This is a genomic window from Moraxella sp. ZY200743, assembly GCF_050885545.1.
GTDB lineage: Bacteria > Pseudomonadota > Gammaproteobacteria > Pseudomonadales > Moraxellaceae > Moraxella > Moraxella haemolytica.
In genome coordinates this window covers 953,894-966,058 of record NZ_CP091313.1, presented here as the reverse complement: position 1 = coordinate 966,058, position 12,165 = coordinate 953,894, and the positions used below count along the sequence as shown (strand labels likewise).

Genomic DNA, 12,165 nt, shown 5'->3' with positions numbered 1-12,165 from the left:
TCTCCTACACGATATAACTGTCAATACTAAGCTGTAAGGGCATGGGGGTACTATCTTCCCATATACCGTCTTTGTTTTTACGATAGTTGTCTTGCTCACTGGGTAACCATATTTGCATCATAGCAAGCTGACTGATGGTATCTAGTGCATCATCATGTTTACTCCTAAAACCACCCACAGACGCTTGTGAAAGCTCAAGCAACAACTCTTTGAGTGCTATTGTATATTTCTTATCTAAAGGGAAATAAAAACGATGACACTTAAAATCAGGCAACACCATATTAAATCTTTCAAGTTTATTGTTATTGGGTCTAAGCCCCAAGCTACCATCTTTACTGTTACTGGCTAGGGTAAAGAATATGTTTTTATGGAACATCTCTCTTTGTATCCAAGCAACAAACCCACTTTGTTGTCCTGATATTTCTATCCCTACAGATTGTGGATGATACTTGGATACCAAGCGAAACAGCTCATCAATGTTTTTATCCATTGTCTGCCTAGCACACATACCATCTACCCAAAAATAATAACCCTTATGGTTTACTGCCCATACCGAGATGAATGAATAATCACTGCTGTCTTTTTCTGATGTGGCAAAATCTGTCGTGATATAAAAATTAAAGTTATCTTTTTTATCCAGTAGATGTGATGATTCATACCACTGTATATCACCATCTTGGATTAACTTATCATCATCACTCATGATTTGTAGCATCAGCTCTTGATAGAAGGTATCCACCCTACCCATAGATACAGCATCTTGGTATTTTTCATTGACATAATCGTAAGTAAAACGGTCTTCCCAAGCACCACGAAAATCCTCTTTACTGCATGGGAATTTTTCACACACAGGATACACATTCACCTCCCATGCACCAGATTCTACCGCTTCATATAAGGGGTCATTGGCATTAAATGGTGTACCCAACCAAATAATCTTTTGTCGTGTAGGGTGCAAGGCATAATCCACCGCTTTATGTACGGTATCTTTAATAGACTCTAACACCGTAGGGCTTCTGGCATCATCATCAGAAACTAAATCATCTAAAATAGCCAATTGAGGTCGTTTACCTTGTTCTTTAACACCACGAATACCTGACTTAGCACCATAAGCCTTGATAATAAACTTACGACCTGAGATGTTTTCAAACTCCCATCTGATGTCTGTAAATTTAATCTTAGGAATATACTTGCGTAAAAACTCACTATTTTCCCAACGGAATTCTAAGTTCTTACGCATGGATTTAACACCGTTGTCAATGCTGTCTGATACATACATGGCTAAGTTTACTTTACCAAAATTAGGCAATTCACCATATACTGCCAGATATAGTAATAAGTACTCACCCATTACAGTAGTCTTAGCACCACCACGAAATACAAGATTGGCTACTTTACTTCTGGCTGTATCCAGTCTATCTAGCATTTTATAATGAATGACAGGGGTTAAGTTTTCTTCACCATCAGCACCATTAACCAGTTTAATAAAGTTCACAAAGCCAATAGCAAACTCACTAGGCACATAATGTTCAAGGTCGCTATAGTCCACTTCATTAAGGTATTGTGCTACTGTCTTTTGCTTGCGTTCATCACTCATGACAATCTCCATATAATCAATAGCACAAGCACCGTAAAAGTAAACAAACACACCCAAAAGAACTGAACATCAGGGTCATTGTCAGGCATCTTCATGGTCAATAATCTCCCCTACAATTTTTACTTGTGCAACATCTTTAGCAGTAGTAACACCAGCTTTAATCAGTCGCTGTTGTTGTGCTGCTAATTCACTGGTTAGTATACGGAGCTGTTCAATGTCATCATTCTTTTTAACACCAATATCCAGCTCTACTTTTTTAACTTCTGGTGGTTTTAAATGAATAAGTAAGCTGTTAGCTGCATCACTTCTTACCTTTTCAGAATGAGCATTCATCATCAAGTCAGCTTGTACATTGATGGCTTTTTGGTAAAGGTCTTGGTTAATAATCCAAGTAGGAATGGCAGACTGCTCCATGATGGCATTAACCAACTTATTTTTGTTATACATCGCCACATGAGCAGACATCTCTTTACTACTGATGCCTTTAGCAAGCATGGCTTGATAACGGTCAGGGAATGCCTTAATAAAGCTGTCAATGTTGCTATTACCCATGAGCTTTTGGGTACAGTAGCGTACTGCGTTTAAGTAGTCCTCAATCTTATACCTACCATCAGTCAGTACACTGCTATATGCCAAGAAGTTATCACGATAGCTTTCGTGTAGCTCAGGGTCAGCCAGTAGTGTATTAATTGTATTAAGACTTTCATCAGTCAAACTGCGTTTGTACTTATCAGGCAGTGCTTTGCGTACCACATCTAGGGTAAGTGTCATAGTTGCTCCATAAACCAAAGATACAGGCAATATAACAACAAGCCTCTAGCCATACCTAATCTGATATTTTAATCAGTAACATTTTAGCAATAACATTCCTACAAAATTCTCTCTTGACAGGATATTTTAAAATCAGGCATAATCTGCTTTGCAGTTCCCCAAGACCACTGCCCATACCCCCTACCGTCAGATACGGCTATAGGTGTATTTATAAAATCACTGCACCTACAGCACAGCTTATTTTCTACATCAGCTTAGGGGAAGAGACTTGGGTACTTCCCTGTACCCAACTTCTTACGAAGTCCCCCTAAGAACCTCCCAACCAACCTACACCCAATTCATAACCAAGTAAACCCACTTTCTCGGTTTCATTCCCAAGCAAGCACAAGCGAGCTTGCGAGCTTGGGCGTAGATTGGGAATGAAAGCTCTACGAACAGTAACGATGGGTTATTTTGGATAATTAAAAATACATAAACAAACAAAAAACCAACCCCTATTAGGGGTTGGTTTTTTGTTTTATTGATTAATTATCTAGTACCCATAAACCTTCTTTCAAAGGCTTCCATGTACTCTTGCTTCTCATAGATACTCGCATCCACGGTTACTTCGTGAGTTCTTATAGGGTCTTGGCAGAAACTAATTATCATTACATATACAGACCCATTAACAACCACATCTTTAAAAATAGTCCAGTTAGTCTGCTCATACCATCGCTCCCTTTCCCAACTGGTTAAGCTCTTCCCTCCACCATTTTCCATGGCATAACTACAGAAACTTACCCAGAATATTGAAGTAGATACCACGGGTCTACCTGTATGGAGTGACTGCTGTATCAACTGACCTATGCGTCTATCTCGTCTTGTTTTACGAGTTACCCATAAATAACCTACAACCAATACAATTATTAAAAATAACCAAAACATATAAAATCCTTATCTCATGATTTAGTTTGCAGGATGGACTTAGCCCACCAAGATGATTAAAATAGGGGACATAATCCACCCTACAAGGCTTAATAATTCTTGCACATATAAGTAACCATAGCGTCTACCATAGATTCAGGAACGGCTTCTTTATAGCTTGGGTTCCTTGGTTCATAACTATCAACCATGACAAAACCCTTATTTGGGTATTCTTTATACTTGTAATCTTTTAGGTCTTTATATGTATCATCAGAGCAATCAATCTTAACTTGGGTTAGGTAATAGTCCCCCATACCCAAACCATCTTGTTCAATATCATTAACCACAACCCTCCTAATCCATGCAGTTATAGTCTTTTTATCAACAGAAAAACCTCCAAAGTATTCCCGATGAGAAACCTTAACCCTATCATGTAAAACACGCCATTCAAACCCACTGGTACTTGTACCAATCACAGGTTCATTAGCCACCGCACTACCACTAATAGCAAGACCCATTACCACTGTAATTAATCTTTTAATCTTTGACATCACTCATCTCCCACCACAAAAAACAACACCGTACCATCAGATTTAGGGCTACTGTGTATCTGATATACCTTACCCCCATGTTCATAATTAAAGCTCAAACTACCACTATGATTAACGATGGGATAGCCCTGTATCCATCTATCATCCATACACATGATACGATATTGCTTAGGATTATCCAGACAGATATATTCAAGACCCATACCAAGCAGCCTATCCAATCCCATATAAATATCCGTACATCTTGACATAGCAGCATCATGCGATTGCTGTTTGGCTTGTTTTAATGCCTGTACCACTAACGCATCTGATTGATGCCCCACAGAATCACTGATTTTATTTACCTTATCCAGCAGTTTATTTATCACCAGCATAACTCCATAATTACAAAAGGCTCACCATAGGCTGTTAATATTACCCAATTATTATCACTTTGTAAATATCAAAAAAAAAAAAACTATTTAACATTTAACTTTTAACTTTTATGTAATTCCTAAAAATTAGTTTGTGGATAATGCCATGGCGAACTTTTATATCATCATTAAAAATTAGTTTATGTGCAGGGGTTCTACCTTTTTCTGTCAAAAGAAAAAGTACTCCCCCCTGTTGAACAGCTGAATAAGGATTCTTATTGGCTGATTAAACTAAGATACTAAGTGTTCCACACTTCTGATGGGAATAATCCCAAATTTAACTGAATTAATTAGGAGTCTATTATGGATTTTGGTATTGGTACAGCTATTGTATTGTTAATTGCTTTCATGTTCTTTAAAAGAGTTGTAAATAAACTCAATGATATTATGGTTAGATACCTAGAAGCAGCAGAGAAACACGCTGAGCAGTTAAAGAACTCTTTTGATGAAAAAGATAAATAAATAAAGACCTAGCCCTAGTGGTTAGGTCTTTTTTTTTTTACAGCACACAAAACACAAGACACAAGCTAAGACAGTACAGGCTCGCATTGGCTATTGAAAACTTTTACAGATTTCTTTCATTTTATTTTGTCGCACTTTGTAGCTTTGTCTTTACTAGCCAATGCTAAAGCCTGACTGTCTTTTCTCAAAGTTTACTTCCTTTTTGGTGGTTTTATATATCTTATGACTGTACTCCATAATGCTAAGTGTAGCCACACTTCTGATGGCAATAACGCCACAGTTAACTTAATTATTGGAGTATATACCATGGCAAAGTTCGCTACCACTCGCACTCAAACCACTGCTGACAGTGAACCAGCACAGCATTATGTGAATATTAGATTTCAGGGTAAACAGATTGGTTATATTACCCTTGATAAATTCCCACAGTTAGTTGAGGTTATGCAACGCAATGAAAATAACGCAACAGCATTGCTTCAACAATGTGAAGGCACTTATCGTGAGCGTAGCGTTACATCTGTAAAATTTGACCTTGATTCCTTCTCCTAAATACAACCAAAACCCTAGCCGTTTAGTTAGGGTTTTGTTTTTAACATTTCTCAAATCTCAAATTGGAGTTTACTCATGAACATTTATCAAATTCTAACCACTATTGGCTTTGTTACCATTTGCTCAACTGACCGTATCTCAGCTTGTCAAGAAGCAGCAGCTTGTGGTTACAGTGTTCTTGCAATTCACCAAAAATAAAATATAACCCATGTAGATGAAAATCTATATGGGTTTATTTTTTCTTATCTTTTATAAATTAAGACAGTGTTAGACAGTCTAGGCACATTCTCTTGTGGTTGTGGTTGTTTTTGGTGATAAATCACTTGGTGCATCCGCACTTTGGGTGTGTGTTTAATTTAGTATGGAGTTAATATGATAGACCAACGCACTTTGGAATACTATTTCCATCCAAGCCATATCAAACAAGCTATTATAGATGATTTAAAAACATCATTTGCAAATGAGATTAACCAATCCATCAAGCACATCAAAACATACATTGATGCACCTGAACAGTCTATTAAACGCTATGAGCGTAAACAAGTAATTAAGGACTTACCCTTATATGACTTAATTTTAGACATTTTATCCACTGTATCTATGAATGCCCGTACACCCATACCAGTGGTGTCAATAGCCAATATGATTACTTTGGATAATATGCCTAAATATCATAGCATACAGACAGTATGTGAACTATTGATTGTATTATCTCAAATTCCCTACTTTACCCTTATAGGTAAAAAATGGGATATGCGTACCATACAAACCAATATTACCTTACCTCAAATTATCCAAGATAGATTAAATCATGCTTGTTATCTACCACCTATGGTAGAAAAACCAAAGTATATCAAGAACAATCATACATCTGGTTATCTGACCTTTAATGACAGTGTCATATTAGGTTATACCCAAAACCAACATGATATGCCGTTATCACTAGATGTACTTAACACTCTTAATAACAATCAATATGAGCTTGATGAATATATCTTAAATAACTTCACTAAGCCTTGGCATAGAGATGAATTAGATGAAAATGAGCTATCACTATTATCCAACAGTGAACAACAAGATTACTACTTGCAAGCTCAGACATTTAATATGTTTGTACAACAATTTGAGGTAATGACTAAGCATTTACGCAATCAAACACTCTACTTTACGCATAAATATGATAAGCGTGGCAGAGTGTATTCACAAGGTTATCACTATAATCCCCAAGGCAGTAGCTTTGAGAAAGCGTGTCTTAACCTTAAAACCAAAGAATATATAACAGGAGATTTGTGATGATGTATCAATTTATTTCGTTTAAAAATGTAAGCATTTTAGCAGATAGTATTATTATGCTTAATGGTTTAAAAGAGAGGAATGAAGTTATTTCACATTCTATTGGTTCATTAAAAGGTAATGAGAGCATTGAACAAGCAATGTACCGTTTAGGTATTTGCTTTGACAGTATTTATGGTAAACCTACTTATCAAGCCCATAAAGTTTGGGTTAATAAGGAAACCAAAAAAGTTACCTTTGCTAAAGAATTAAATGATTACTCACTAGAACCAAAAGAGAGTTTCATTATTGAAGATTTAGGTGATGAAATTGTGTATTGTGAGTATCATCAAACTCATGCAACCTATTTACATAAACAATATACACCACAAGCACGAAACGAACGATAGTGAGTGTAGTGCGTAGTGGTGTATGTTGTCCAAACAAACCAAATTAATTTAAGGAAACAGTCTATGTTCAAGCAATTCAATCCAAAACAATATCTAGCCATTGATATAGCCAACCATTATGGGCTGGATAAATTGAATTATGAGGAGCGTATCAACTGGGTAAAAGCTCACTATGATACCCTTGAGAACTACCAAGACAAAGCAGATGAACCCATCTTATATGCCAAAGCTGTCAATGCTTTACGCATGGCAGATAAGGGTTTAGCTGTAGGACATACAGTAGCTTTTGATAGTGCATCATCAGGACTACAACTTATGTCATTACTAACCAACTGTGAATCAGGTATGCGTCTTACAGGTCTTATTGACCCAGATAACCGTATGGACGCATATACCATGATTACCAAACGCATTAACGAACGCTTAAAAGATAATCCAGATATTGACATGGTATCTGTAAGCCGTAGTGAAGCCAAAAAAGCTATCATGGTACACTTGTATGGCTCAAAAGCTGTACCAGAACAAGTATTTGGAGAAGCTCTTAATGTGTTTTATTCAGTAATGGATGAAATGTGTCATGGTGCATCATGTTTACTTAGTTGGTTATTGAAGTCATGGGATGAAAACCGTGATTCTTATATTTGGGTAATGCCTGATAACCATACAGTGTATATCCCTGTAATGGTACAAAAACAGACAAAATTAAATGTTCAAGCCAATAATACTAGATTCTCTATTAGTACTATTTACTATGAACAAGGTTGTCAAGAAACAGGTCTATCCAATGCAGCCAATGTCGTACACAGTATTGATGCTTATGTACTTCGCTCATTAGTCCGTAGATGTAATTATGACAAAGACAAAGTACTTAAATTTAAAGCATTAAATGCACAAGTACCACCTACCACAGTAGAACAGTATCACTGGGTAAATGACCGCTATAATGCCACCAGAATCGCTGATATGGCGATGATTTACGCATTAGATGCAAATACCCTACCCATGATTAACCAAGCGTGTAGAGATGCTTTAAACGCTCTGTGCGACCATGTACTTGAATATGAAGCCTTTGAAGTAGTTACAGTGCATGATTCCTTTGCTTGTCATCCAAATCATGTACAAAGATTGCGTCAGCAATACAATGAAATATTAGCTAGCTTGTATGAAAGTAGTATCTTAGAAGATATTTTAAGCCAATTATATCAAGAGGATATTACCATTGATGTAGGAGAGAAAATCCATGCACAAGCCATCAGAAACTCAAATTATGCTATTTGTTAACACTGCCTAACACCGCACGGGGTGCGGTTTTGTGGCTTGTTTTAAAGCCAATTTGAGTAACTTTGAGAACATAAAAAGTCAGTAACTAGTATTTGCTAGTTGCTGGCTTTTTTTTTATTAAACCTAAATACTAACTGGTTATATTTTTTAAAAATATACCATAAACACCCTAAATAGAGACAGTAATAATGGCACTTAAAAATCTTACTGAAAATGACATTAATTGGATTGCTAATGAACATCAAAATGGTCGTAGTTTTGATGAAATTGCCGTAGATACAGGCATGAGTACACAAAATGTTAAACGAGCTTTAGCAGAAGCAGGTGTATTCTCACTATCATGGTATAAAACCAAAGATGAGCAAAATATGCTTGATAGTTTACAAAGCATTGGTATTACTAATGATAAAGAACTTTGTAAGTTTATTGAAGACTATTATAATAGCCTTTATTTATAAACGAGGAATAGTTATGGCTACTATGTCTATCCAACAAGCACTTGATGCTAATAAGCGTGTTGTTGCTGTGGATATTATCCAATCATACACTAAGACAGTCTATATTGCTTTGGATAAAGATACAGAACTACAACCCACAGAAGTAGTATTAAATATGCATAAAGCAGGTGATATAGTCGTATCTGCTATGGATAATAAAGTTATTAAATATGTACCAACCACTGAAATAGACCAAGAAGTCTATATTGAAAATTATAATAAATTCCATGATGCAGTTGTGCATGATGTAAAGCCATAACAACATCATGCCGCCAAGCAATGAGTGGCGTGTAACCATTGCAGGATTTGATGTAGACCCTCCATTAAACTCCCTACAGGCAAATCCCGACTTACCCACGATACGGGTATTTTTTTTGTCTATTAACGGAGTTTTCATGAATACCACCTTAAAACAAGTTGCCCAGCATATTCCACAACTTTGGAAAGCAGGTATTGTACCTTTCTTGCACTCTAGTCCTGCACAAGGTAAATCATCACTAGCCAAACAATTAGCCAAAGAGTTTGGCTTAAAAGTTATTGATTTACGCTTAACTGAACTAGACCCTACTGATTTATCTGGTTTACCTTACTTTAATAACAACAAAGCAGAATTTATGCCATTTAATACCTTCCCATTACAAGATACACCTATCCCTGAAGGGTATGAGGGCTGGCTACTTGTACTGGACGAGTTCAATTCAGCTAATCAAAGCGTCATGGCTGCTGCATATAAACTTATTTTAGATAGACAAGTAGGACAGCATAAACTTAATGACAAAGTAGTCATGATTGCGTGCGGTAACTTAGAAACAGATAATGCCATTGTCAACCCCATGTCATCAGCACTTATTTCAAGATTTGCCCACTTTAACATTGAAATAAATGTGGATGATTGGCTTGAATGGGCAGCCAAAGCGGATATTGACTATCGCATCACTTCTTATATTAATTTTAAGAAGACTGCTCTTTACACATTCAATCCAGATGTAACAGAGCCATATGCTTCTCCTAGAACATGGGAAATGTTATCCAAAGTCATCAAAGGCATTGATGAACCATCTTTGCTACTGGCTGCATCTTTAATAGGTGATGGAGTGGCTAATGAGTTTATTGCTTATACCAAGCTATATCAACAAATTCCAACCATCAAGACCATCTTGGATAATCCAAGTGATACTACCATACCTTCAGAAATTGCTACCAAGTGGGCAGTTATGTCTATGGTTACACACTCTATGAACATGGATAACTATGAAAAATGTGAAATTTATTTGCGTAGATTCCCTATGGAATTGCAATATTGTGCCATGCGTGAAATCAAACACAGACAGCCTATATTACTTACCAAACTCACTTCTTGGATTACCACACTTGCTAAGGAGGTATTTTGATAGGACTAGTTGCTTGGTTTTGTGAATTCAATGAAAGTAAGATTATTCGTGAAGCAGATGGACATATCTCAATATGTTCACCAGAACCTCACATAACAATCGTGCGTTTTTATGAAAATTGGGATTTGCAAACATTTTTAACAGATGTTTGGCTAGATAGAAATCCTTATAAAAACGCACCTGATTTTAACTGTTCGTATTTAGAAATTGATGATGATTTAGCAGATGATTTATTAGAATTTGCTAAAAATAATATCAATAACTTGGATATGAACGATTCAAGCAATGAATGGCAGCTTTTAGTCAATACTGATTTACTTAAAGCAGTTTATATCATAAAAGCGTCATTACAAGTAGGTAAAAAAGTACTTTATTATAGTTGGTATTAAGGAGTATATATGCATTATTGCGTAGATATTGACATAGAAGATTTAGTAGAAAGCAATAAAGATGAGTTCAAAGAGCTACTATATCATGAAATCATTTATGACTTTCTTATAGACCTTAATAACATCCGTGAAAGTAGGGGTGATGAAGCCATGCTAGACAGTTTAGACTGGTTTATGGATGATTATCGCATTACTAGATGTATAAATAAACTTCCTAAGTGATACTATGATAGCAACCTTTGAAGTACACCTTATTCAAGCAAATAAACCTAAAACAAAAAGTTCTAGGTTTATTGATTGTAAGCAAGTAAAAAGTAAAGTAAAAGGAATGCTTTGCTTTCATATTACTTTGGATTTAAGAATACATACCCTTATTCCTTTTACCAGCTTATCAGAACCTTATTTAATACGAGGTAAATCCAAAGGTTATGAGAATGTACTCATAATGTCCCCAAACATTCGTGGTAAATACTTTACAAAACAACCTTATAAATTCCTTAGACAGCAATATCAAGAATACTGTCAAAAAAGATTACTGGATAGTTTATGACACATGCTACCCAAGACAAAGACACAGTACTGTCTCGTGCTAAGGTTAAATTTTTAACCAAACCAAACAGTATATTTTTATCCACAGTATGCTCAAATTTAAATACCAAATGGGATACATCAATCCCTTATGGAGCGACTGATGGTAAATCTCTTATTTTAAACCCAGAAACCTTCTTAAAGCTCAATGATGATGAGCAAGTATTCTTACTGGCTCATGAGACACTTCATGTGGCATATCAGCATATGCTTAGACTGGGTAATAGGGATATGCACTTATTCAATATCGCAGCAGACTATGTCATCAATTATGAATTAGTAGAGCAAGGCTTTACCATGATTGCTGGTGCTTTGTATGATAATCAATATGCTGGTATGAGTACAGAGGAAGTTTATGACTTACTTCAAAACCAACAAGACACATCACCTTCAAACAGTTTAGGTCAAGATATTCAGTATTCTGATAACCCTAGCAATAATAATGCTGAAGAAATTAACCGTATACTTGCACAAGCTGCGATGGTTGCTCAGCAATGCAATCAAGCAGGGTCTATTCCTCTTAGTGTCCAAAGACACCTTGATGAATTGATGAAACCAAAAGTAAATTGGAAAGTGGTTCTAAGACGCTTTTTTAGTGATTTGGATACCATGGATTACACATGGAAAAAGCCTAAACGCAGATATTTACCCATGTATTTGCCTTCAAGAGAGTCTAAGCAGTTATCCAAAATAAGCATAGCTATTGATACTTCAGGCTCTATCAGCAAAAACAAATTTAATCAATTTATAACAGAAGTAGCGAGTATTTTTAGGTTCTTAAAGCCTAAAGAAATTGAAACCATACAGTTTGATTATGGTATTAGAACCATTGATACTGTTAAAAATATCAATCAGCTTAAGGCTATTGATTTTGTAGGTGGTGGAGGTACTTGTGTTGCTCAAGTGATTCAAAGATTTATTGATAAACCTTGCAAAGCACTTATCATCATTACTGATGGCTACTTAAATATTAATTTACCCAAACCTACTCATCCAGTAATTTGGGTAATATTTAATAATTCTAATTTTGTAGCCCCTTTTGGACAAGTAATCCATATCAACCTATAAAGAAACTCATGATTATTGAAAGT

General features: G+C 35.9%; 18 protein-coding genes. 13 read left to right on the top strand and 5 right to left on the bottom strand.

All coding sequences use genetic code 11. The features are described from left to right. Positions 1-4: 4 nt before the first annotated feature. From L3D27_RS04800 to L3D27_RS04780, 5 genes are all read right to left on the bottom strand, one after another. Entirely contained in the window at positions 5-1,597 is a 1,593-nt protein-coding gene (locus tag L3D27_RS04800) for a hypothetical protein (RefSeq protein ID WP_432481745.1), read from the bottom strand. An 81-nt stretch (positions 1,598-1,678) separates the two neighbouring features. Beyond that, entirely contained in the window at positions 1,679-2,368 is a 690-nt protein-coding gene (locus L3D27_RS04795; RefSeq protein ID WP_432481744.1) for a hypothetical protein, read from the bottom strand. 528 nt (positions 2,369-2,896) lie between these two features. Continuing rightward, positions 2,897-3,292 carry a hypothetical protein gene (locus tag L3D27_RS04790; protein ID WP_432481743.1) on the bottom strand — a complete coding sequence of 132 codons (396 nt, stop codon included), beginning with the start codon at positions 3,290-3,292 and terminating at the stop codon, positions 2,897-2,899. An 89-nt stretch (positions 3,293-3,381) separates the two neighbouring features. Next, complete coding sequence (locus tag L3D27_RS04785; protein ID WP_432481742.1) at positions 3,382-3,822, bottom strand: hypothetical protein; 441 nt, start codon at positions 3,820-3,822, stop codon at positions 3,382-3,384. Then, positions 3,822-4,190, bottom strand: coding sequence for a hypothetical protein (locus L3D27_RS04780; RefSeq protein WP_432481741.1), 369 nt, complete (start codon positions 4,188-4,190; stop codon positions 3,822-3,824). The genes L3D27_RS04785 and L3D27_RS04780 overlap by 1 nt, the downstream gene beginning before the upstream one ends. 348 nt (positions 4,191-4,538) lie before the next feature. Here L3D27_RS04780 and L3D27_RS04775 point away from each other — a divergent pair, with 348 nt between their 5' ends. The 13 genes from L3D27_RS04775 to L3D27_RS04715 all read left to right on the top strand — a co-directional run bounded on the left by L3D27_RS04775 (position 4,539) and on the right by L3D27_RS04715 (position 12,142). Continuing rightward, positions 4,539-4,697 (top strand): hypothetical protein, encoded by a 159-nt coding sequence (locus L3D27_RS04775; protein ID WP_432481740.1) that lies wholly within the window; start codon positions 4,539-4,541, stop codon positions 4,695-4,697. A gap of 306 nt (positions 4,698-5,003) precedes the next feature. Further along, entirely contained in the window at positions 5,004-5,246 is a 243-nt protein-coding gene (locus tag L3D27_RS04770; RefSeq protein ID WP_432481739.1) for a hypothetical protein, read from the top strand. Between the two features lie 75 nt (positions 5,247-5,321). Further along, positions 5,322-5,444, top strand: coding sequence for a hypothetical protein (locus L3D27_RS04765; protein WP_432481738.1), 123 nt, complete (start codon positions 5,322-5,324; stop codon positions 5,442-5,444). Between the two features lie 174 nt (positions 5,445-5,618). After that, positions 5,619-6,539: a hypothetical protein gene (locus L3D27_RS04760; RefSeq protein WP_432481737.1), complete on the top strand. Its 921-nt coding sequence runs from the start codon at positions 5,619-5,621 to the stop codon at positions 6,537-6,539. Further along, positions 6,539-6,928 (top strand): hypothetical protein, encoded by a 390-nt coding sequence (locus tag L3D27_RS04755; protein ID WP_432481736.1) that lies wholly within the window; start codon positions 6,539-6,541, stop codon positions 6,926-6,928. The genes L3D27_RS04760 and L3D27_RS04755 overlap by 1 nt, the downstream gene beginning before the upstream one ends. 63 nt (positions 6,929-6,991) lie before the next feature. Beyond that, a complete protein-coding gene (locus tag L3D27_RS04750) occupies positions 6,992-8,209 on the top strand; it encodes a DNA-directed RNA polymerase (RefSeq protein ID WP_432481735.1) in 1,218 nt (405 codons plus the stop codon). Positions 8,210-8,397: 188 nt separating this feature from the next. Next, complete coding sequence (locus tag L3D27_RS04745; RefSeq protein WP_432481734.1) at positions 8,398-8,667, top strand: hypothetical protein; 270 nt, start codon at positions 8,398-8,400, stop codon at positions 8,665-8,667. 13 nt (positions 8,668-8,680) lie between these two features. Further along, a complete protein-coding gene (locus L3D27_RS04740; RefSeq protein ID WP_432481733.1) occupies positions 8,681-8,965 on the top strand; it encodes a hypothetical protein in 285 nt (94 codons plus the stop codon). A 136-nt stretch (positions 8,966-9,101) separates the two neighbouring features. Beyond that, a complete protein-coding gene (locus L3D27_RS04735; RefSeq protein ID WP_432481732.1) occupies positions 9,102-10,097 on the top strand; it encodes an AAA family ATPase in 996 nt (331 codons plus the stop codon). Next, the gene (locus L3D27_RS04730) at positions 10,094-10,486 is read left to right on the top strand and encodes a hypothetical protein (protein WP_432481731.1); all 393 of its coding nucleotides are present in this window, start codon (positions 10,094-10,096) and stop codon (positions 10,484-10,486) included. Before L3D27_RS04735 ends, L3D27_RS04730 begins: the two co-directional genes overlap by 4 nt. A gap of 9 nt (positions 10,487-10,495) precedes the next feature. Then, positions 10,496-10,708, top strand: coding sequence for a hypothetical protein (locus tag L3D27_RS04725; protein WP_432481730.1), 213 nt, complete (start codon positions 10,496-10,498; stop codon positions 10,706-10,708). Positions 10,709-10,712: 4 nt separating this feature from the next. Continuing rightward, positions 10,713-11,036 carry a hypothetical protein gene (locus L3D27_RS04720; protein ID WP_432481729.1) on the top strand — a complete coding sequence of 108 codons (324 nt, stop codon included), beginning with the start codon at positions 10,713-10,715 and terminating at the stop codon, positions 11,034-11,036. After that, positions 11,033-12,142: a vWA domain-containing protein gene (locus L3D27_RS04715; RefSeq protein ID WP_432481728.1), complete on the top strand. Its 1,110-nt coding sequence runs from the start codon at positions 11,033-11,035 to the stop codon at positions 12,140-12,142. The genes L3D27_RS04720 and L3D27_RS04715 overlap by 4 nt, the downstream gene beginning before the upstream one ends. Positions 12,143-12,165 lie beyond the last annotated feature (23 nt).